Source organism: Mycobacterium sp. NGS57 (genome assembly GCF_059812405.1).
The window spans coordinates 39,816-60,973 of record NZ_JCALCP010000017.1 but is presented as its reverse complement, the minus strand read 5'-3'; the positions used below and the strand labels follow the sequence as shown (position 1 = coordinate 60,973).

Annotated in this window: 20 protein-coding genes; 12 read left to right on the top strand and 8 right to left on the bottom strand. The window is 71.0% G+C overall.

Features of this window, described 5'->3' with window-relative positions; all coding sequences use genetic code 11:
* Nucleotides 1–42: 42 nt before the first annotated feature.
* The 3 genes from AC5Y43_RS23745 to AC5Y43_RS23735 are packed head-to-tail and all read right to left on the bottom strand — an operon-like array spanning nucleotide 43 to nucleotide 3,119.
* Nucleotides 43–1,452 carry a YhgE/Pip domain-containing protein gene (locus AC5Y43_RS23745; RefSeq protein WP_499976692.1) on the bottom strand — a complete coding sequence of 470 codons (1,410 nt, stop codon included), beginning with the start codon at nucleotides 1,450–1,452 and terminating at the stop codon, nucleotides 43–45.
* A 59-nt stretch (nucleotides 1,453–1,511) separates the two neighbouring features.
* The gene (locus AC5Y43_RS23740) at nucleotides 1,512–2,240 is read right to left on the bottom strand and encodes a pirin family protein (protein ID WP_499976691.1); all 729 of its coding nucleotides are present in this window, start codon (nucleotides 2,238–2,240) and stop codon (nucleotides 1,512–1,514) included.
* Nucleotides 2,241–2,249: 9 nt separating this feature from the next.
* Nucleotides 2,250–3,119, bottom strand: coding sequence for a MarR family transcriptional regulator (locus AC5Y43_RS23735; RefSeq protein ID WP_499976689.1), 870 nt, complete (start codon nucleotides 3,117–3,119; stop codon nucleotides 2,250–2,252).
* Nucleotides 3,120–3,181: 62 nt separating this feature from the next.
* On the opposite strand from AC5Y43_RS23735, the gene AC5Y43_RS23730 reads away from it, so the two are divergent.
* Nucleotides 3,182–4,327 carry an NAD(P)H-dependent amine dehydrogenase family protein gene (locus AC5Y43_RS23730; RefSeq protein ID WP_499976687.1) on the top strand — a complete coding sequence of 382 codons (1,146 nt, stop codon included), beginning with the start codon at nucleotides 3,182–3,184 and terminating at the stop codon, nucleotides 4,325–4,327.
* A gap of 70 nt (nucleotides 4,328–4,397) precedes the next feature.
* On the opposite strand, the gene AC5Y43_RS23725 is transcribed toward AC5Y43_RS23730, so the two are convergent.
* Entirely contained in the window at nucleotides 4,398–5,798 is a 1,401-nt protein-coding gene (locus AC5Y43_RS23725) for an alpha/beta hydrolase domain-containing protein (protein ID WP_499976685.1), read from the bottom strand.
* A complete protein-coding gene (locus AC5Y43_RS23720) occupies nucleotides 5,795–6,889 on the bottom strand; it encodes a sigma-70 family RNA polymerase sigma factor (RefSeq protein ID WP_499976683.1) in 1,095 nt (364 codons plus the stop codon). Before AC5Y43_RS23720 ends, AC5Y43_RS23725 begins: the two co-directional genes overlap by 4 nt.
* On the opposite strand from AC5Y43_RS23720, the gene AC5Y43_RS23715 reads away from it, so the two are divergent.
* From AC5Y43_RS23715 to AC5Y43_RS23700, 4 genes are read left to right on the top strand one after another with little or no spacing between them, the layout of a single operon-like run.
* Complete coding sequence (locus AC5Y43_RS23715) at nucleotides 6,837–7,676, top strand: alpha/beta hydrolase (protein WP_499976681.1); 840 nt, start codon at nucleotides 6,837–6,839, stop codon at nucleotides 7,674–7,676. The genes AC5Y43_RS23720 and AC5Y43_RS23715 overlap by 53 nt on opposite strands.
* A gap of 30 nt (nucleotides 7,677–7,706) precedes the next feature.
* Nucleotides 7,707–8,456, top strand: coding sequence for a DUF2786 domain-containing protein (locus AC5Y43_RS23710; RefSeq protein ID WP_499976679.1), 750 nt, complete (start codon nucleotides 7,707–7,709; stop codon nucleotides 8,454–8,456).
* Complete coding sequence (locus AC5Y43_RS23705; RefSeq protein WP_499976677.1) at nucleotides 8,453–8,953, top strand: TIGR04338 family metallohydrolase; 501 nt, start codon at nucleotides 8,453–8,455, stop codon at nucleotides 8,951–8,953. Before AC5Y43_RS23710 ends, AC5Y43_RS23705 begins: the two co-directional genes overlap by 4 nt.
* Nucleotides 8,950–11,076, top strand: coding sequence for a beta-glucosidase (locus AC5Y43_RS23700; RefSeq protein ID WP_499976675.1), 2,127 nt, complete (start codon nucleotides 8,950–8,952; stop codon nucleotides 11,074–11,076). The genes AC5Y43_RS23705 and AC5Y43_RS23700 overlap by 4 nt, the downstream gene beginning before the upstream one ends.
* Before the next feature lie 32 nt (nucleotides 11,077–11,108).
* Here AC5Y43_RS23700 and mymT read toward each other — a convergent pair whose 3' ends face one another.
* The gene (mymT, locus tag AC5Y43_RS23695) at nucleotides 11,109–11,255 is read right to left on the bottom strand and encodes a copper-binding metallothionein MymT (RefSeq protein ID WP_499976673.1); all 147 of its coding nucleotides are present in this window, start codon (nucleotides 11,253–11,255) and stop codon (nucleotides 11,109–11,111) included.
* Nucleotides 11,256–11,344: 89 nt separating this feature from the next.
* Here mymT and AC5Y43_RS23690 point away from each other — a divergent pair, with 89 nt between their 5' ends.
* Nucleotides 11,345–12,004, top strand: a complete 660-nt coding sequence (locus AC5Y43_RS23690) for an O-methyltransferase (protein ID WP_499976671.1) — start codon at nucleotides 11,345–11,347, stop codon at nucleotides 12,002–12,004.
* A gap of 5 nt (nucleotides 12,005–12,009) precedes the next feature.
* Here AC5Y43_RS23690 and AC5Y43_RS23685 read toward each other — a convergent pair whose 3' ends face one another.
* Nucleotides 12,010–12,993 (bottom strand): nitronate monooxygenase, encoded by a 984-nt coding sequence (locus tag AC5Y43_RS23685; RefSeq protein ID WP_499976668.1) that lies wholly within the window; start codon nucleotides 12,991–12,993, stop codon nucleotides 12,010–12,012.
* Between the two features lie 228 nt (nucleotides 12,994–13,221).
* Here AC5Y43_RS23685 and AC5Y43_RS23680 point away from each other — a divergent pair, with 228 nt between their 5' ends.
* Complete coding sequence (locus tag AC5Y43_RS23680) at nucleotides 13,222–13,662, top strand: SPW repeat protein (RefSeq protein WP_499976666.1); 441 nt, start codon at nucleotides 13,222–13,224, stop codon at nucleotides 13,660–13,662.
* Nucleotides 13,663–13,665: 3 nt separating this feature from the next.
* On the opposite strand, the gene ilvD is transcribed toward AC5Y43_RS23680, so the two are convergent.
* Nucleotides 13,666–15,357, bottom strand: a complete 1,692-nt coding sequence (gene ilvD / locus AC5Y43_RS23675) for a dihydroxy-acid dehydratase (RefSeq protein ID WP_499976664.1) — start codon at nucleotides 15,355–15,357, stop codon at nucleotides 13,666–13,668.
* Between the two features lie 75 nt (nucleotides 15,358–15,432).
* Between ilvD and ricR the strand changes: the two genes are divergently transcribed.
* The 5 genes from ricR (at nucleotide 15,433) to AC5Y43_RS23650 (ending at nucleotide 21,147) form a co-directional block, all read left to right on the top strand.
* Entirely contained in the window at nucleotides 15,433–15,732 is a 300-nt protein-coding gene (gene ricR, locus AC5Y43_RS23670) for a copper-sensing transcriptional repressor RicR (protein ID WP_499976661.1), read from the top strand.
* Between the two features lie 119 nt (nucleotides 15,733–15,851).
* A complete protein-coding gene (locus AC5Y43_RS23665; protein WP_499976659.1) occupies nucleotides 15,852–17,111 on the top strand; it encodes an MFS transporter in 1,260 nt (419 codons plus the stop codon).
* Nucleotides 17,112–17,227: 116 nt separating this feature from the next.
* Nucleotides 17,228–18,238, top strand: a complete 1,011-nt coding sequence (locus tag AC5Y43_RS23660; RefSeq protein ID WP_499976656.1) for a L,D-transpeptidase — start codon at nucleotides 17,228–17,230, stop codon at nucleotides 18,236–18,238.
* 66 nt (nucleotides 18,239–18,304) lie between these two features.
* The gene (locus AC5Y43_RS23655) at nucleotides 18,305–18,883 is read left to right on the top strand and encodes a TetR/AcrR family transcriptional regulator (protein WP_499976652.1); all 579 of its coding nucleotides are present in this window, start codon (nucleotides 18,305–18,307) and stop codon (nucleotides 18,881–18,883) included.
* Nucleotides 18,880–21,147, top strand: a complete 2,268-nt coding sequence (locus AC5Y43_RS23650) for a molybdopterin-dependent oxidoreductase (protein WP_499976647.1) — start codon at nucleotides 18,880–18,882, stop codon at nucleotides 21,145–21,147. Before AC5Y43_RS23655 ends, AC5Y43_RS23650 begins: the two co-directional genes overlap by 4 nt.
* The last annotated feature ends 11 nt before the right edge of the window (nucleotides 21,148–21,158 follow it).

Genomic DNA, 21,158 nt, shown 5'->3' with positions numbered 1-21,158 from the left:
CAAACTAGATAACGAACGCGTGACGCTTGGGCCGCACTCGAATTACGTTTGCTCGCTTGGGGTTTCGCCGGTGCCCTCGGCGGGGGCGGCGGCCCCTACACCGGCGGCGGGAACCTCGCGCTTGCTCAAGCGAGCCTTGTGCTGCGCCTGATGCTGTTCGGCGATCGCCAACTCGACCGCGCCCTGGATCCGGTGAAAGCCCTTGCGGTCGTAGAGGTGGGTGACGATGCCGCCCAGCAGCAGTCCGATCACCAGCCCGACCGACGTCAGCCACAACGCCTGGGACAGGCCGGCATCCGCGCGGCCGTCGAGGTAGACCAGCGAGCGCACCCCGAGGAAGACCTGGTGCATCGGCTCGAACTCGGCCAGCCAGCGGAAGAACGGCGGCGTGGCCTCCAGCGGGACGGTGGCGCCGGCCGACGGCAACCCGAGGATCACGAAGATCAGCATGCTGACCAGCAGGCCCATCGAGCCCAGCACCGAGAGCAACGAGCTGGACGTGATGCCGACCGCGATGATCGCGAACACCCCGAACGCCCACAACTCCCAGCCGAGCGGGATCGGCATGCCCAGCCCGTGCGCAATGGCCAGGTACACCGCCGACGTCAGCATCCCCAGCAGCACCATGATGGCCCATTTGAGCTGCAGCGTCTGGAACCGGGAGATCTTGACCTGCTCGGCGAAGCGGTAGACCGGGCCCCATTCCGCCGGTACGTAGCCGAGCAGCGCGTCCACCAGCGTGCTGACCACGACGCTGCCGGTGAAGCCCGCCAGCAACAGCAAGAGCGCGAAATAGAACGCCGACAACCCGTTGCCGGTGCCGTTGGGCAATGCGTTGTAGACGCTCGTCTTGACCTCGATGGGGTTGGCGAGGCCCAGCGCCGACGCGCCGGTCAGCGGCGCGCCACCGGTCTGGGCCGCGACGTCGGCCGTAAGTCGTTGGCCCACTTTGCCGTTGGCGACGGCCATGGCCTGGGCCAGGGTCTGGCCGGCGATGCTGGCGCCAAGGGTGCCCGCCCGCGGGTTGGTGGCGATGGTGACCGAGGGCCGCGCAGCATGGCCGGGCGTGACCGCGCTGGCGCCGAACTCACGAAGGTTCGACGAGAAGGACGGCGGCACGACCAACTCCCCGTACACCTTCGCGGTGTCCAGCAGCCGCTTCGCCTCGTCGCGCGACACCACCCGCACGTCGAACTTGGTCTTGTCCAACCCGCCGGCCAGGCCGTCGGCGATCTGCCCCCCGTACGGGCCGGCGTCCTCGTCCACCACGGCGATCGGGAAATGCCGCAAGTTGGTCGTCGGGTTCAGGATGCCCCCGAGATACAGCGCGCACAGCGCCGACATCAGCGCCAGCGTGACGACGACCGGCAGCGCCCAGAACCGCACCGTCCGAATTGCCCTGAAGTTCCGGTTGGGGTTGGGCGCCGCGTGCCGCGGCTGCGATTGAGACATGCGGGCTCCTGTCTGTCGTGGCCAACTCTATGTGGTCCCCGGGTGTCGGCCGGATCACCTCAGCCGCCCAGCCGCGTGTGCATCTCCCAGATCAGCAGCTCCGACGGCGCGCTCGCGGTCACCCGGCGGGCGTCGGCGTCGGCGCAGCGGAGCGCGTCGCCCTCGTGCAGGTCGCCGATCCCCTCCACGGTCACCGCACCCCGCGCGGTGAACAGGTGCAGGTAGGGCGCCGGCGGCAGGTCGACCGCGGCGCCGGGTCGCAACCGTGCGGCGTGCAGTGCGGCGGCGCGGTTGTGCACGCGGATGGCCGAGTCGTACCCGCGCATGCCCGAGGCGACGGTCACCAGGGCGCCGCGCGACAGTTCCGCGTCGCCGATCTCGTGCTGCTGATAGCCCGGGGCGACGCCGGTCTCGTCGGGGATGACCCACATCTGCACGAAATGCACTGGCTCGTCGGCGGACTCGTTCTGCTCCGAGTGCAGGATCCCGCTGCCCGCCGACATCCGTTGGGCCAGGCCGGGATAGATGACGCCGTGGTTGCCGGCGGAGTCCTGGTGTGTCAGCTCGCCGCGCAGGACCCAGGTCACGATCTCCATGTCCCGATGCGGGTGCGTGTCGAATCCCGCTGCGGGCGCCACGATGTCGTCGTTGTTGACCAGGAGCAGCCCGTGATGGGTGTTGCCGGGGTCGTAGTGGTCGCCGAACGAGAACGAATGCCGCGAGGTCAGCCACGGAGTCGTGGTGGCGGCCCGGTCGGCCGCGCGGCGGATCTCCACGGTGGCGGCCATGAAACCAGCCTAATGGGCGATCCCCACCGTGAGCATGGCCTGAGCGCGGCGCAGCGCGGCGTCGAGCCCGGCCAGGGTCAGCCCGGCCGACCGGCCGAGGTGGATCTCGATCTGGTACTCCGGTTGGCCGTCCTGGCCGAAGATCGGCAGGACGACGAATTCCGTTGCCGCCAATTGGGTTTCCAGGACATCGGTGACCGACTGCAGCGTCACCATGGTCATCAGGGTGGTGAGCTGGCGGGTCACCTGAGCGGTGGGCTGAAGCGACGCCAGCAGGTCGGCCAGCCGGTGATGCAGCGACTGGTGGGTGTCGTCGAACCGCCACGCGCCGTAGCCGCGGGCCCGGATGTCGGCCAGCACGCGGTGATGGTGGGCGATCTCGGTGCGCGTCAGCCGGGGCAGCACGCGGTGCAGCCAAACGTCGACGAATTCGTCGTCGCGCCAGGCCATGGCGACCAGGCCGAACGGCGGGTCGATGGGGAAGCGCTGGCCGACGGCGTGCTCGCCGTCGGTGCCGTGGCCCACCGCGTCGACGGTGCTCAGGTGGCGGTCACCGATCTTCGACATCGAGCAGCCCGCGCCCAGCGCGTCGTGCAAAAAGCGCAGCGCGTCGCGCCCGCGGTCCAGCAGGGGAAACTGCGCCCGCAACCCGTGCACCAGGCCGAGCAGGCCGCTACCCAGCACGTAGCGGCGGTCCTCGCGCCGCGCCACCCAGGCCCGTCGTTCCAGTTCGGCCAGCACCAGCGCGCAGGTCGAGGTGCTGATCCGGCAGGCCTTGGCCACCTCGGCCGACGTGCGCCCGTGCGGTGAATCCGCCAGCGTCCCAAGCACATCCATCACCCGCGCGGTGGGCGGCGACTTGGCGGTTGACTCGGCCATGCGAAGCTCCCTACGATCCGTCCAAAATCTCAGATATCACGTCCTAATAATAGGAGAGCTTCGTGTTCAAGGTGGGAGTGTGGGGGCCGGGTTCGATGGGCGTGATCGCCCTGCGCGGCGTGATCGACCATCCGCAGTTGGAGTTGGTCGACGTCGTCGTGCACAGCGACGCCAAGGCCGGCCGCGACGCCGGAGAACTGTGCGGGATCGCGCCGGTGGGGGTGATCGCCACCCAGGACCCGGCGGCGATGCTCGCCGGCGACGCCGACGTCGTGGTGTACGCCGCCGGCGCCAACCTGCGGCCGCTCGAGGCGGTCGGGGACATGGCGTCGATCCTGCGGGCGGGCAAGAACGTGGTGTCGTGCTCGGTGGTGCCGCTGGTGTTCCCCGACGGGTTGGGGGAGGCGGGCGCGGCGCTCACCCACCCGCTGCGGCGGGCCGCACTGGACGGAGACGCCTCGTTCTTCACCACCGGGATCGACTCCGGGTTCGCCAACGACGTGCTGCCGCTGGTGCTTTCGGGGGTGGCCCGGGTGATCGACTCGGTGCGGGTCACGGAGATGTTCAACTACGCCACCTACCCGGACAAGGCTGCGGTCTACGAGATCCTCGGGTTCGGGCGGCCACCGGACTACGCGGCGTTCGCGGCCCAGCCCGGAATCTTCACCTTCGGCTGGGGGCCGGTGCTGCACCAGCTCGCCCTCGGGCTGGGCGTCACGATCGACCGGATCGAGGAGGGCAACGAACGCGTCCCGGCCGCCGAGTCCTTCGACACGCCCACGGGCCACATCGCGGCCGGGACGATCGCGGCGATGCGCTCCACGCTGACCGGGTATGTCGGCGAGAAGCCCACGTTCGTGCTCGACCACGTGACCCGGATGCGCGACGACATCGCGCCGGACTGGCCGCAGCCCAACATCTCCATCGCGCCGAAGGACCTCGGCTACGGCCCGGCCTCCGGGCGCGGGCTCTATCGCGTCGAGATCGAGGGATCGCCGGCCATGCGCTGCGAGTTCGAGATGGCCGAGGACCGTGACCACGACCTCGGCGCGCGCATCGCCGGCGCGTCGCGGATGGTCAACGCCATCCCCGCGGTGTGCGCGGCGGCACCGGGCCTGCTATCCGCCCTGGACCTGCCGCTGGTCACCGGGGCGGGCCTGGTCCGCCCGGTGCCCGGGCCGTCGCCGGACAGCCGGCTGTTTTCGTAGGCGTTGACTCTGCGTCTATGGCGCGAAAGTGCGAGTGGGTCGCGCCATGAGCGCAGAGTCAGCGGGGCCGTTAGGCCCGGTAGGTGGCCGCGGCGAGCTCGAGGATCTCGGCGCGATCGGCCGCCAGGATGAAACCCGCGCCGATCGCGCGGTCGAGTGACGCCGTGAACCGCTCGAGGTACTCCCCGGCGCCGCCGGGGTAGAGCCGGCGCAGCGTCGCGGTGTCGAAGGGCTCGCCGGAGCCGAAGATCGACGCCATGATGTTGTCCTCGGCGACGATCCCGGACGTCCGGGCGACCGGCACGTCCACCCACGGTGTCCGGATGCCGCCCTCGGCGACGCCGTCGGCGTCGAGAGCGGGCCGGGGCGGGTCGGTGTCGCGCACCGCGATCGGTTGGCCCGTCGGCGCCGGCTCGCCGGTTTCGACCCAGTCGGTCAGCGCGGCCAGCGCCGCCTGGACCACGTAATGGTGCTGCGGCGCAAAGTTGATGAAGTGCCCCAGCTCCTGGCCCATCAGCATGTTGGTCGGCGCGTAGGCCGCCACGATGGCGTCGAGCGGCGCCGAGCCGTCGTCGATCGGCGCCACCTGGATGGTGTAGTTGTCGGCGTGCGCGGCGCCCGGGATCTCCCACACCCGTAGGCATTCGGTGTCGGGTTGCCGGGCGTAGTAATAGCCCAGCGGCACGCGGCCGAACAGGTCCGTCTCGGTGATGACCGTGAGCAGCGGGACGCGCAGGTCCGGACGGAACCGGACCGCGGCCTGCGACCCGCTCGAGGATTCCAGGTCGGCGATCAGCGAGGTGCCGTCCAGGGGGGCGGCCGGCCCGAAGCGGGAATGCACCAGGAAGCCGTCGTAGACCCGGGCGAGGGGATCGACGGCGTTGACGTAACTGGTGAGCATGGCCGCCGATTGCGATTCGCCGATGCCGACGACCCGCCGCGGCCGCGGCCCGCCGGGCACACCAGTGCGGGCGAGGTCGCCGATCTGGGAGAAGATGTCGAAGGCGAACGCGTCGCCGGGGTGGTTCAGGCTCGCGTATCGCGCCGGGTCCTGGGTCTTGAGGGACATGTCGATGCCGAGCAGGCTCGCGCCGCCGTCGACGCCGACCTTCTGCGCCGAGACCGCCAGGTAGGCATAGCCGGCGCGCAGGATCTCGCGGTGCGCCATCATCCACACGGCCGGGGCGTCGATGCCGCCGCTCACGTTGAGCCATTCCACGAGCACGGTCCCGTTGAACTGCGTCGGGTCGGTCGGTGCCAGCGCCACCATCCGCGTCGTGTATTCGGCCGTGGCGCTTGGCGTTACGGTCCAGGCGCCGTCGGGGCCGAGGTCGCCGTCCGGGGCGAAGGACGTGGCCGTGCCGGAAACGAAGAACTCCTCGGCGGCGTAGCCGAGGTCGCCGATGTCGAACGCGCCGAGCAGCAGCAGCGGTTTGCCGGGCGCCGGCGTGACGACGGGGGATGGGCTCATAGTGCCTCCGGCAGGCCGAATTTCGCGAACAGCGTGTCGTCGAGAAACGCCACCACGTGCGACACCCGGCCGTCGGCGACGTCGAGCACGTGCAGCTGGAACGGCACGTGCACGTCGCCCGCGCGCATGTACATCGCCGCGCCGGGCTGGCCGTTGGCGACCAGCGGGAGCAGGCGCATGTCGCCGGGGCCTTCGGCGGGGCACTGCTGGTGGATGAGGGTGACGATGTCGCGGGCGCCGCGGTACCAGCCGGTGAAGGGCGGCATTTCCCAGATCGCATCGGCGGTGAACAGGTCCACCAGCCGGTCGATGTCGTAGGCCTCGAACGCGGCGATGTAGCGGCCCAGCAGGTGCTGCGCCTCGGGCGATTCCGGCGGCGTCAGCCGGTCGCCGGAGCTGGGCCGCACGGTGTCCAGCTGGGCGCGGGCCCGCTGCAGCAGGCTGTTGACGGCGGTCGTGGTGGTGCCGAGCGCGTGGGCAACCTCGGAGGCCTGCCACTGCAGCACGTCGCGCAGCAGCAGGACCGCGCGCTGGCGGGGCGAAAGGTGTTGCAGCGCGGCCACAAACGCCAACCGCACCGACTCGCGTGACCCCACGATCACCGACGGGTCCGCCGGGTCGTCCGTGCCGTCGGGCCGGTCCGTCCATGGCTCTAGCCAAAGGACCTCCCGGCGCTCGACCAGCTCCGCCGTCGGGTCCGAGCTGGGCCCGCCCAGGCCGGTCGGCAACGGCCGTCGCGCGCGGCCCTCCAGCGCGGTCAGGCAGGTGTTGGTGGCGATGCGGTGCAGCCAGGTCCGCATCGAGGACTTGCCCTCGAAGCGGTCGTAGGCCTTCCAGGCCCGCAGCAGCGTCTCCTGCACCAGGTCCTCGGCGTCGTGCAGCGAGCCGGTCATCCGGTAGCAGTGCGCGAGCAGTTCGCGCCGGTAGGGCTCGGCATGGGCCGAGAAATCGGCATCGGAGCTTTCTGCCAGCACGCTCACCCGCAAGAGCCTACGCACCGCCTCTGACACCCGCGCCCGGCGAGCCGATACTCTGCCCGTGATGACTACGCGCACTGAACGGAGCTTCGACGGTGTCGGCGGCGTGTGCATCGTCTACGACGTCTGGACGCCCGACACCGCGCCGCGGGCGGTGGTCGTGCTCTCCCACGGCCTCGGCGAGTACGCCCGCCGCTACGACCACGTCGCGCGGTGCTTCGGCGCCGCGGGGCTGGTCACCTACGCGCTGGATCACCGCGGGCACGGCCGCTCCGGCGGCAAGCGGATGCTGGTGCGGGACATTTCCGAGTACACCGGCGATTTCGACACCCTGGTCGGCATCGCCGGCCGCGAGCATCACGGCCTCAAGTGCATCGTGGTCGGCCACAGCATGGGCGGCGGGATCGTGTTCGCCTACGGAGTGGAACGCCCGGACAACTACGACCTGATGGTGCTCTCGGCGCCGGCGGTGGCGGCCCAGGACCTGGTGTCGCCGCTGATGGTGCTCGCGGCCAAGGTGCTCGGTGTCGTCGTGCCGGGCCTTCCGGTGCAGGAACTCGACGTCGACGCCATCTCCCGCGATCACGCCGTGGTGGCGGCCTACAACGCCGACCCGCTGGTGTACCACGGGAAGGTCCCGGCCGGCGTCGGGCGCGCGCTGCTGCAGGTCGGCGAGACCATGCCGCGGCGGGCGCCGGCGCTGACCGCGCCGCTGCTGGTGGTGCACGGCTCCGACGACCGGCTCATCCCCCTCGACGGCAGTCGCCGCCTGGTGCAGTGCGTGGGATCCACCGACGTCGAGCTGAAGGTATACCCCGGGCTCTACCACGAGGTCTTCAACGAGCCGGAGCAGGATCAGGTGCTGGGCGACGTGGTCTCGTGGATCACCGACCGGGTCTGACTGTCGTGACCCTCCCGTAGGTTTGGCGCCATGACCGACGACAAGATGCTGTCCCGCATCGCGGCGCTGCTGCGTCAGGCCGAGGGCACCGACAACGCGCACGAGGCGGAGGCGTTCATGAGCGCCGCGCAGCGGCTGGCGACGGCGTCGTCCATCGACCTGGCGGTGGCGCGCTCGCACGCGGCCAAGCGCTCGGCGGCGCAGGCGCCGACCCAGCGGACCATCACCATCGGCGCCGCGGGCAGCAAGGGCCTGCGCACCTATGTGCAGCTCTTCGTGGTGATCGCGGCCGCCAACGACGTGCGCTGTGACATCGCGTCCAATTCGACGTTCGTCTATGCCTACGGGTTCGCCGAGGACATCGACGCCACCCACGCCCTGTACGCCAGCCTCGTCGTCCAGATGGTGCGGGCGTCGGACACCTACCTCGCCTCGGGTGAGCACCGGCCCACGCCGACGATCACCGCCCGGCTCAATTTCCAGCTCGCCTTCGGCGCCCGCGTCGGTCAGCGGCTGGCCGAGGCGCGCGACGAGGCCACCCGTGAGGCCACCGAGGACCGCGGACGCCCGCCGGGTACCGCGATCGCGTTGCGGGACAAGGAGCTCGAGCTGCGCGACCACTACCGCAGCACCTCGCAGGCGCGCGGCACCTGGCAGGCCCATCGGGCGTCGGCGGGGTACTCGTCGAAGGCGCGCCGCGCGGGTGACCGGGCCGGCCGGCGGGCCCGGCTTTCGGACAGCCCCGAGCTGCCCGGCGCGCGGAGCGCATTGGGCCGGTGAACGGCGTCCGGGACTCGCAGCGCGCCAAGGTTTATGCGGCCGAGGAGTTCGTCCGGACGTTGTTCGACCGCGCCGCCGAGCACGCGTCCCCCGCCGTGGAGTTCTTCGGCACGCAGCTGACCCTGCCCCCGGAGGCGCGGTTCGGGTCGGTCGCCTCGGTGCAGCGCTACGTCGACGACGTGCTCGCGCTGCCGTCGGTGCGGCAACGCTGGCCGGGCGTGGCGCCGCTGCGGGTGCGGGCGCGGCGCGCCGCCACCGCCGCGCACTACGAAAACCGCGACGGCGCGGGCACTATCGCGGTCCCCGACCGCGGCACCGCCGGCTGGGCGCTGCGCGAGCTGGTGGTGCTGCACGAGGTGGCCCATCATTTGTGCCGCGCGGAGCCGGCGCACGGCCCGGAGTTCGTCGCCACGCTGTGTGAGCTGACGCAGCGGGTGATGGGACCCGAACTCGGGCACGTGCTGCGGGTGGTGTTCGCCAAAGAGGGTGTGCGGTGAGCGACCCCGACGATGCCGGAGCCCGGGCGCGCGAGGTCGAGTCCCGGATGACCGACGACGAGCGGTTCACGCTGATCGTCGGGGTGATGGGGGCCGGGGAGCTGTGGCCGCTGCGCGACGAGCGCATCCCACCCGGGGTCCCGATGAGCGCCGGGTACGTGCCCGGGATTCCGCGGCTGGGTGTCCCGGCGTTGCGGATGAGCGACGCCGGCCTCGGCGTCACCAACCCCGGCTACCGCCCGGGCGACACGGCCACCGCGCTGCCGGCCGGCCTGGCGCTGGCCGCCGGCTTCGACCCGGCGCTGGCACGGGAGGCGGGTGGCGTGATCGGCCGCGAGGCGCGCAGCCGCGGCTTCAACGTGCAGCTCGCGGGGGCGATGAACCTCGCGCGCGACCCGCGCAACGGCCGCAACTTCGAATACCTTTCCGAGGACCCGCTTTTGACCGCGACGATGGCCGCCGAGACGGTGATCGGAATACAGCGCCACGGCGTCATCTCGACCGTCAAGCACTACTCGCTGAACTGCAACGAGACCAACCGGCACTTCGTGGACGCGGTCATCGACCCCGGCGCGCACCGCGAATCCGACCTGCTGGCCTTCGAGATCGCCATCGAGCGCTCGCAACCCGGCGCCGTGATGACCGCCTACAACAAGGTCAACGGCGACTACGCCGCCGCAAACGGCGCCCTGATCAACGAGGTGCTGAAAGGCGCCTGGGGCTACCGCGGCTGGGTGATGTCCGACTGGGGAGCGACGCCGCGCTGGGAGTGCGCGCTGGCCGGCCTCGACCAGGAGTGCGGCGCGCAGCTCGACGCGCTGCTGTGGCAGGCCGAGGCGTTCGGCGAAGGCCTGCGCGCCGCCCACGCCGACGGGCGGCTGCCCGGGGCGCGCCTGTCGGACATGGTCCGCCGGATCCTGCGGTCGATGTTCGCGGTCGGAGTCGACCGCGCCAACACCGCGCCCGAACCGGACATGAACGCGCACAACGAGATTGCGTTGCGGGTCGCCCGGCAGGGCATCGTGCTGCTGACCAACCGCGGGATACTGCCCCTGGCGCCCGGGTCGACCGCGCGCGTCGCCGTCATCGGCGGTTACGCGCAGCTGGGGGTCGCGGCCGGCTTCGGGTCGAGCACCGTCGTCCCGCCGGGCGGCTACGCCGCGGTGATCCCGATCGGCGGCACGGGCCTGGAGGCCGGGCTGCGCAGCCTGTACCTGCTGCCGTCGAGCCCGCTCGACGAATTGCGAAAACAGTTGCCCCAGGCGCACATCGACTTCGACCCCGGCGCGGTGCCGGCGGAGGCGGCGCGAGCGGCCCGGTCGGCCGACGTCGCGATCGTGTTCGCGGTCCGCGCCGAAGGCGAGGGCTTCGACGGCGCCGACCTCGCGCTGCCCTGGGGCCAGGACGCGGTGATCGCCGCCGCGGCGGCGGCCAACCCGAACACCGTCGTGGTGCTGCAGACCGGCAACCCGGTGGCCATGCCCTGGCGGGACTCGGTGGCCGCCGTCGTGCAGGCGTGGTACCCGGGCCAGGCCGGCGCCCGGGCGATCGCGGAAATCCTTGCCGGACGGGTGAATCCGTCGGGGCGGCTGCCGATGACCTTCCCCGCCGATCTCGGCCAGACGCCGCGTCCGCAGCTACCCGAGCCCGGCGTGCCGTGGGGGACACCCACCACGATCGACTACTTCGAGGGCGCTGACGTCGGCTACCGCTGGTTCGCGCGACGCGGCCATGCGCCGATGTTCGCGTTCGGGCACGGCTTGTCCTACACCGGCTTTGAATACCGCGACCTGGTGGTCAGCGGGGGTGACACCGTCGGCGTCGGTTTCAGCGTCACCAATACCGGCGATCGGGCCGGCGCCGACGTGCCGCAGCTGTACCTGACGGCGGGCCCGGGCGGTAAATGCCTGAGGCTGCTGGGATTCGAGCGGGTCGAGCTGGAACCGGGCGCTACCCGGCATGTCACCATCGAGGCCGATCCGCGCCTGCTCGCCGGCTACGACGGCGCCGCGGGATGCTGGCGCATCGAGCCGGGCGGTTACGCGCTGGCGGTGGGAGTCTCGGCGGTCGCGTTCCGGCTCACGGCCGAATTAGAGCTTGCCGGCCGCGCGTTCGGGCGCTGAACGAGGCCCGAACGCGCGACCGGCCGCGGTGGCTACCTGACCGGGGTCAGCTCGTCGCCGCACGTGCAGCGGTAGGGCTCACCCGCGCCCGAGCAATGGCAGGGAACCTCGATGCGAACGCGACACCCGCAGCCCTCGTGGCCACAGGTGAGCTCGGTCCCCGCTTCGTAGTTCGTCATGTCGAATCACCCTTCCCGGTTTCGTGGACACCCCGAACTATATACCCCATACGGGTATGCCGTAAAGGGCGGCGGCTAATCTTGGCGGCATGACCCAGAAACCGACTCCCCCGGACGTCGACGCATTTCTGGACGGCACCCTGCTCGGCGACGACCCGGCCCTGGCCGCGGCGGTGCAGGCCAGCGACGCGGCCGGGCTGCCCCAGATCGCCGTCTCGGCGCAGCAGGGCAAGTTCCTCTGCCTGCTCGCGGGTGCGATCCAGGCGCGCCGCGTCCTCGAGATCGGCACGCTGGGCGGCTACAGCACCATCTGGCTGGCCCGGGGTGTGGGTCCGCAGGGGCGCGTGGTCACGCTGGAATACGAGCCAGGCCACGCCGAGGTCGCGCGGGCCAACCTGCACCGGGCCGGCGTGGCCGACCGGGTCGAGGTGCTGGTCGGGGCCGCGCTGGACACGTTGCCGACGCTGACCGGCGCGCCGTTCGATCTGGTGTTCATCGACGCCGACAAGGAGAACAACATCGCCTACCTCGAGTGGGCGGTGCGGCTGGCCCGCCCCGGCGCGGTCGTGGTGCTGGACAACGTGATTCGGGACGGCCGGATTCTCGAGCCGGAGTCCGACGACATCCGGGTGCGCGCGACGCGCGAGGCCCTGCAGGCGATGGGCGAGCACCCGCGGCTGGACACGGCGGCCATCCAGACCGTCGGGGCCAAGCACTGGGACGGGTTCGCAATGGCGTTGGTGCGGTAGCGGTTTCAGCGCGGGGTGAGGTCGGCCACGGCCCGCCCGGCGGAGGTGACCTCGCCGATCCGCAGCGCCGTGTCGCCGGCATACAGGGCGGCGCTGTCCAGCCAGGAATCGGGCACGCCGGCGACCGGCGCCAGCGGCGTGAAGAACGGCAGCGACGGCGACTGCAGGCGCATCAGCGCGCCCGCGTCGAAATAGCCCAGCGCCGACAGTGGGCGGCTGGCCGCGTTGAGGGCGGCAGGGAGCGCGCGGGCCCGCCCGTCGCGGCGGCACCACCGGTCGGTGGCGGCGTTGGGCACCACCCGGTGGCGTAGCGGCCAGCTCAGGCCGAACAGGTTTGTCTCGAGGGTCTTGTCCGCCCGCATGATTCGTTGCTGATACTCCCGGTTGGCGTCGGCCTCGTGGGTCAGCAGGAACCGCGTGCCGGCGATGACGCCGTCGGCTCCGGCGTCCAGCGCGGCGCGGGTGTCGGCGGCGGTGGCGATGCCACCCGCCAGAAACACCGGACGCCCACCGGCCGCCGCCAGCGCGTGCGGCAAGAACTCCAGGGCGGGCATCGTCCCGACGAGGTGGCCGCCGGCCTGGCGTCCCTGGGCGATCAAACCGTCTGCCCCCGAAGCGATCGCGGCGCGCGCCTGCGCCTCGGTACCGACCATCGCGAACACGAAGATCCCGGCGTCGCGCAGGTGCCGCGCCAGCCCGCGCTTGTCGCCGAACGCCAGCACGACGGCGTCGACGCGGGTGTCGACGCAGACCGCGACGTGCCGGCGAGTCACGAACGGCAGCAACAGGTTTACCGCGACGGCGCGGCCCGGCGCCCGCTCGCGCACCTGGTCTATCGATGCGCGCAGCTGCCGCGGTGTGGTGATGCCCAGCGTTCCGAGGCCGCCGGCGTTGGCGACCGCGGCGGCCAGCGATGCGCCGGCCAGCCCGCCGCCCATTCCGGCTTGTCCTACGGGAACATCCAGCCGCAGCCGGTCCGCGAGGTCCATGTCCTGTCACGTTACGCCACACTCGCGAAACCAGTTTCGCGAGTGTGGGGCCGATGGACGAAGTCGGGGCAGATCGCCTACCTGGGGCCCACATTCGGCGCCCGTTCGGGGAACTGCGCGCGGCCCGCGTTTTCGTTGCTGGCACACGGCGATCGAGCGTAATCTGGGCAGCAGATGATGGGTTGCGGCCGGCTCAAAAGGCTTGCCGCATAACAGAAAGGTCACAAAATGACTACAGTCCACTCATCAATCGATCACCACCCGGATTTGTTGGCTCTGCGCGCGCGCTACGAGCGCGTCGCCGAGTCGATGAGTGCGCACGTCACCTTCGGGCTGGCGCTGCTGACGGGCCTGTACGTGGCCGCGTCACCGTGGATCGTGGGATTCAGCGGTACCGGGTCGCTCGCCACGTCGAACCTCATCGTCGGTATCGCGGTGGCGTTCTTGGCATACGGGTTTGCGACGACGCTCGACCGCGCGCACGGCATGACCTGGACGCTGCCGGTGCTCGGCGTGTGGGTGATCGTGTCGCTGTGGATCCTGCCGGACGTGGCGCTGACGGGCGGCATGGTCTGGTCGAACGTCGTGGCCGGCGCGTTGCTGACGTTCCTGGGCCTCAACGCCACCTACTTCGGCATGCGCACGCGCGAGGCGGCCACGCACGCCTGATTTCTAGCCGCAGACCGCGCCGACCGCGGCCGAGCCGACCAGCTTGACGTACTTGGCCAGCACACCGGTCTTGTAGCGCGGCGGGGGAGGGCTGAAATCCCTTCGCCGAGATTCGAATTCGGCCGGGTCGGCCAGCACGTCGAGGGTGTGGCCGGCCACGTCGAGCCGGATGCGGTCGCCGTCGCGCAGCAGGGCGATCGGCCCGCCGTCGACCGCCTCGGGCGCGATGTGTCCCACGCACAGGCCGGTCGTCCCGCCGGAGAACCGGCCGTCGGTGAGCAGCAGGACGTCCTTGCCGAGGCCGGCGCCCTTGATCGCGCCGGTGATCGCGAGCATTTCGCGCATCCCGGGCCCGCCCTTGGGGCCTTCGTAGCGGATCACCACGGCGTCGCCGCCGGTGATCGTGCCGTCCTCGAGGGCGTCCAGCGCGGCCCGCTCGCCGTCGAAAACCCTTGCGGTGCCCTCGAACACGTCGGAGTCGAAGCCGGCCGACTTGACCACCGCGCCCTCGGGGGCCAGCGACCCGCGCAGGATGGTGATGCCCCCGGTCGGGTGGATCGGGTTGTCCAGCGCGCGCAGCACCTTGCCGTCCGGGTCCGGCGGGTCGATGGCGGACAGGTTCTCGGCGAGCGTCGCTCCGGTCACGGTCAGGCAGTCGCCGTGCAACAGGCCCGCGTCCAGCAGCGCCTTCATCATCACCGGGACGCCGCCGATGTGGTCGACGTGCGACATGACGTGGCGCCCGAACGGCTTGACGTCGGCCAGGTGGGGCACCTTGGACCCGATCCGGCTGAAGTCGTCGAGGGAGAGCATGACGTCGGCCTCGTGGGCGATGGCCAGCAGGTGCAGCACCGCGTTGGTCGACCCGCCGAACGCCATCACCACCGCGATCGCGTTCTCGAACGCCTCCTTGGTGAGGATGTCGCGGGCGGTGATGCCGCGGCGCAGCAGCTCGATGACGGCCTGGCCGCTGCGGCGCGCGAACCCGTCGCGGCGGCGGTCGGTGGCCGGCGGCGCCGCGCTGCCCGGCAGGGACATGCCCAGGGCCTCGGCGGCGCTGGCCATGGTGTTGGCCGTGTACATGCCGCCGCAGGCGCCCTCGCCGGGGCAGATGGCGCGCTCGATGGCGTCGACGTCCTCACGCGGCATCAGCCCGCGCGCGCACGCGCCCACCGCCTCGAACGCGTCGATGATGGTGACCTCGCGCTCGGTGCCGTCGGACAGCTTGGCCACCCCCGGCAGGATCGAGCCGGCGTAGAGGAACACCGCCGCCAAATCCAGCCGCGCGGCGGCCATCAGCATCCCCGGCAGCGACTTGTCGCACCCGGCCAGCAGCACCGAGCCGTCGAGGCGCTCGGCCTGCATGACCGTCTCGACGCTGTCGGCTATCACCTCGCGCGACACCAGCGAGAAGTGCATTCCCTCGTGGCCCATCGAGATGCCGTCGGACACCGAGATGGTCCCGAACTCCAGCGGGTAGCCGCCGGCCGAGAACACCCCTTCCTTGACCGCCTTGGCCAGCCGGTCCAGGGACAGGTTGCACGGCGTGATCTCGTTCCAGGACGAGGCGACCCCGATCTGTGGCTTGGCGAAGTCCTCGTCGCCCATGCCTACGGCCCGCAACATGCCACGGGCGGCGGCCTTCTCCAGGCCGTCGGTGACGTCACGACTACGGGGTTTGATGTCGGGGGCCATCGTGCAAGTATGCGCGGCGCCACCAAGCCAATATTTGCGGGTATACCCCGTCGGGGTACCTAGTACCATGGGGATATGACTGGGACGTCGGAGCCACACGGATACTCGGAGCAGAAGGACAACTATGCCAAGCGGCTGCGGCGCATCGAGGGACAGGTCCGGGGCATCGCCCGGATGATCGAGGACGACAAGTACTGCATCGACGTCCTGACGCAGATCAGCGCCGCCAACAGCGCGTTGCGTTCGGTGGCGCTGAATCTGCTCGACGAGCACCTGAGCCACTGCGTCACCCGCGCGGTGGCCGAGGGCGGCAGCGACGCCGACAACAAGCTCGCCGAGGCCTCCGCCGCCATCGCGCGCCTGGTGCGTTCCTGACCGCCCAGAAGATGGGCGTGTTGAACCGCAAACCTGCGGGAACTTATTGTTGCGGTGCGTACGGTTAGGTGCAGCGCGTATAGCCAGCAGCATTGACCGGCTGATTGCGTACCCGACCGATGACCGCCATGACTGTGGATACCGCCACCACCACCGCTGCGCGAACGTGGACCCCACGGATCGCCGCGCAGCTGGCTGTGCTGGCGGCGGCGGCCTTCACCTATGTCACCGCCGAGATCCTGCCGGTGGGCGCGCTGTCCGCGATTGCCCGCAACCTGCACGTCAGCGTGGTCGCCGTCGGCACCCTGCTGTCGTGGTACGCGCTGGTGGCCGCCCTCTCGACGTTCCCGCTGGTGCGCTGGACCGCGCACTGGCCGCGCCGGCGCGCGCTGGTGGTCAGCCTGGTCTGCCTGACCGTCTCGCAACTCATCTCGGCGCTGGCGCCCAACTTCGCGGTGCTGGCCGCCGGGCGGGTGCTGTGCGCGATCACCCACGGGCTGCTGTGGTCGGTGATCGCCCCGATCGCCACCCGCCTGGTGCCGCCGAGCCACGCCGGGCGCGCCACGATGTCGATCTATATCGGAACCAGCCTCGCGCTGGTGATCGGCAGCCCGCTGACCGCCGCGATGAGCCTGATGTGGGGATGGCGGCTGGCGGCGGTCTGCGTCACCGTCGCCGCGGCCGTGGTCACGGTGGCGGCCCGGCTGCTGCTGCCCGAGATGGTGCTGTCCGCCGACCAGCTCAAGTGGGTGGGTCCGCGGGCGCGCCACCACCGCAATCGCGCGCTGATCGTCGTCAGCGTCATCACCATGATCGGGGTCACCGGCCATTTCGTGTCGTACACCTACATCGTGGTGGTCATCCGCGACGTCGTCGGCGTGCGCGGGCCGACCCTGGCCTGGGTGCTGGCGGCCTACGGCGCCGCCGGGGTGCTCGCCGTGGGTCTGGTGGCCCGGTCCATGGACCGCCGGCCGAAGAGCGCCGTCGTGCTGTGCATGGCGGGGCTCACGACGGCGTTCCTGGTGCTCGCCGCGCTCGCGTTCGGCGTCGGCCCCGCCGCGGTGACGGCCCTGATCGGGACGGCCGCGATCGTGTTGTGGGGCGCGATGGCCACCGCCGTGTCGCCGATGCTGCAATCCGCGGCGATGCGCAACGGCGCCGACGATCCGGACGGGGCATCGGGGCTGTACGTGACGGCGTTCCAGGTCGGCATCATGGCCGGGTCGCTGGCGGGTGGGCTTTTGTACGAGCGCAGCGTCGCGCTGATGCTGACCGCCTCGGCGGGGTTGATGGCGGCCGCGCTGGCCGGCATGGCGGCCAACCGGCAGCTGGTGGGCGTTCACAGCAGCGTTGCTCCGCCAAGTTCACGCAATTCATAGCTGGGCAGGTCAGCGCTGCCGTTCGGGAGTTTCTCGGGTGCTCGCCGCCCGTTGCAGAGGTAGCTGGGGCGCCCGCTATGCCAGACTATTTCCAGATAGCGACTGGAGGGATGCATATGTCGGGCGGGAAGTTCGCGGCTTTGAAGGCGACCGGGCAGGCGGCAGGGCTGGCCTCGATTCTGGCCTTCGTGGCGGTGTTGAGCGCCGTCCCCGCGCTGGCGGACCCGGAGCCGGGCCCCGGCGACCCCGGCGACCCCGGCGTCGTCGCGCCGCCCGCGCCGCTGCCGCCCGACCCGCTGGCCGCGCCCCCGCCGCCCGCCGACCCGCTGGCGCCGCCGCCACTGCCGTTCCCCGGCGCGCAACCGGTGGCCGCCGGGCCGGCCGCGGGGCAGGACCCGACGCCGTTCATGGGCGCGGCGCCGTTCGGGCCGCCCGCGTTCGTCCCGAAGAACGGCTCCACGGTGGGCGTCGCCCAGCCGATCATCATCAACTTCCCCGGGCGCGTCGACGACGCGGGCGCGGCCATCAACGCGGTGCACGTGTCGTCCGTTCCGCCGGTCCCGGGCAAGTTCTACTGGATGACCCCGACCCAGCTGCGCTGGCGGCCGCTGAGTTTCTGGCCCGCCCACACCGCGGTGACCGTCGACGCCGGTGGCACGGTGTCCAGCTTCCAGACCGGGGACACGCTGATCGCGACGGCCGACGACGCCACCCACCAGCTGACCGTCACCCGCAACGGCACCGTGGAGAAGACCATCCCCATGTCGATGGGGATGACGTACGGCAACCACCAAACCCCCAACGGCACCTATTACGTGCAGGAGAAGATGGCGTCGGTGGTGATGGACTCGTCGACGTACGGCGTCCCGGTCAACTCCGCGAACGGTTACAAGCTGACCGTCGCCGACGCCGTCCGGTTCGACAATGTCGGCGACTTCGTGCATAGCGCCCCGTGGTCGGTGGACGACCAGGGCAAGCGCGACGTCAGCCACGGCTGCATCAACATCAGCCCGGCCAACGCGAAGTGGTTCTTCGACAACTTCGGCGCCGGCGATCCGATCATCGTGAAGAACTCCAGCGGTGGTAGCTACAAGAAGAACGACGGCTCGGCCGACTGGATGTCGTAGCGGCTAACGTCCCAATTTGCCAGGGACGCTTTCGCTTGCCGGCGGGTTATGTATAGCATCATACATATGGCTAGCCCCCGCGAGCGGATGGTGGTTTCCGCGGCGCTGCTGATCAGGGAGCGCGGCGCGCACGCGACCGCGATCTCGGACGTCCTCGAGCACAGCGGCGCGCCGCGCGGGTCGGCCTATCACTACTTTCCGGGCGGGCGCACGCAGCTTTTGTGCGAAGCGGTCGACTACGCCGGCGAGCACGTCGGCGCCATCATCGCCGACGCCGCGGGCGGGCTCGAACTGCTGGACACGCTGATCGACAAGTTCCGCCGGCAGTTGCTCGACAGCGACTTTCGCGCCGGCTGCCCCATCGCGGCGGTCTCCGTGGAAGCCGGCGAGCAGCAGGACCGCGAGCGGATGGGGCCCGTGACCGAACGCGCGGCCGCGGTGTTCGACCGCTGGACCGACCTGATCGCGCAGCGCCTCGTCGCCGACGGCATACCGCGCGAGCGGGCCGGCGAGCTGGCCGTGCTGCTGACCTCGGCGCTCGAGGGCGCCATCCTGCTGGCCCGGGTGCGGCGCGACCCCGCGCCGCTGGACCTCGTGCACCGCCAGCTGCGCAATCTGCTTATGACAGCAGGGAAATCGCGATGACCGGCGAATGGCAGTCCACGGCATGCATCCTGTGCGAATGCAACTGCGGCATCGTCGTGCGGGTCGAGGACCGCCGGCTGGCCCGCATCCGCGGCGACAAGGCGCACCCGGCGTCGCGGGGATACACCTGCAACAAGGCGCTGCGGCTCGACCATTACCAGAACAACCGCGCGCGCCTGACGTCGCCGCTGCGCCGCCGCCCCGACGGGAGCTTCGAGGAGATCGACTGGGACACCGCGATCGTCGAGATCGCCGAGGGGTTCAAGCACATCCGCGACGCCTACGGCGGGGACAAGATCTTCTATTACGGCGGCGGCGGGCAGGGCAACCACCTGGGCGGCGCGTACAGCGGCGCGTTCCTGAAGGCCCTGGGGGCCCGCTATCGGTCGAACGCGTTGGCGCAGGAGAAGACCGGCGAGGCGTGGGTCGACGGGCACCTGTACGGCGGTCACACGCGCGGTGAGTTCGAGCACGCCGAGGTCTCGGTGTTCGTCGGCAAGAACCCGTGGATGTCGCAGAGCTTCCCCCGGGCCCGGGTGGTGCTCAACGAGATCGCCAAGGATCCGGCGCGGTCGATGATCGTGCTCGACCCCGTCGTCACCGACACCGCGAAGATGTCCGACTTCCACCTGCGGGTGCGGCCCGGGACCGACGCGTGGTGCCTGGCGGCGCTGGCAGCCGTCCTGGTGCAGGAAAGCCTTTGCGACGAAGCATTTTTGACCGAACATGTGCACGGCGCCGACGCCGTCCGCACAGCGCTGCGCGAGGTGCCGATCGCCGACTACGCGCAGCGCTGCGGGGTGGACGAGGAGTTGCTGCGCGCGGCGGCGCGGCGCATCGGCGCCGCCGCCAGCGTCTCGGTGTTCGAGGACCTCGGCGTCCAGCAGGGGCCCAACAGCACCCTGTGCTCGTATCTGAACAAGCTGCTGTGGATCCTCACCGGCAACTTCGCGAAAAAGGGTGGCCAGCACCTGCATTCGTCGTTCGCGCCGCTGTTCGGCCAGGTCTCCGGGCGCACACCCGTCACCGGAGCGCCCATCATCGCCGGGCTGGTGCCGAGCAATGCCGTGCCCGAGGAGATCCTGACCGACCACCCGGACCGGTTCCGGGCCATGATCGTCGAGAGCAGCAACCCCGCCCACTCGCTGGCCAACTCGGCGGCCTGCCGCGAGGCGTTCAAAGCGCTGGAGCTGATGGTGGTCGTCGACGTCGCGATGACCGAGACCGCCCGGCTGGCCCATTACGTGCTGCCCGCGGCATCCCAGTTCGAGAAGCCGGAAGCCACCTTCTTCAACTTCGAGTTCCCCGGCAACGCTTTTCAATTGCGCCGCCCGCTGCTGCCGCCGCTTCCCGGCACGCTGCCCGAACCCGAGATCTGGGCGCGGCTGGTGCGCGCGCTCGGCGTGCTCGGCGACGCCGACCTGCGCCCGCTGCGCGAGGCCGCGCGGCGGGGCCGGCAGGCCTACGCCGAGGCGTTCCTGGGTGCCGTGGCCGCCAATCCGACTGTGGCGCGGCTGGTTCCGTACGTCCTCTACGAAACGCTGGGGCCGACGCTGCCCGACGGGCTGGCCGGCGCCGCCGCCGCGTGGGCGCTGGCCCAGAAGACCGCCATGACCTACCCCGAGGCGGTCCGCCGCGCCGGCCACGCCGACGGCAACGCCCTGTTCGACGCGATCCTCGACACCCCGTCCGGGGTCACGTTCACCCGGCACAGCTACGAGGACGACTTCGCGCTGATCGGCCACGCCGACCACAAAATCGCGCTGGAGATCCCCGAAATGCTCGACGACCTAAGGGCATTGGCCGTCGCGCCACCGCGGCTGACCACCCCGGAGTTTCCCATCGTGCTGTCGGTGGGCGAGCGGCGCGCCTACACCGCCAACGACATCTTCCGCGACCCGTCCTGGCGCAGGCGCGACGCCGACGGGGCGCTGCGCGTCAGCCTCGAAGACGCCCAGGTACTCGGCCTGGTCGACGGGGGACGGGCCCGAGTCAGCACCGCGGCCGGCACCGCGGAGGCGAGCGTCGAGATCACCGAGACGATGCTCGCCGGACATGCCGCGCTGCCCAACGGTTTTGGCCTCGACTACGTCGGCGACGACGGGGTCACCGTCGTGCCGGGCGTGGCCCCCAACGCGCTGACGTCCACCGAATGGCGCGACCCCTACGCCGGCACGCCCTGGCACAAGCACGTGCCGGCCCGCATCGAAGCGGTGGCGGGGGGCACTCCTCTCTCGCGAGCAGACGTAAAAGCACCTGTCTGACGGCGTGTCGC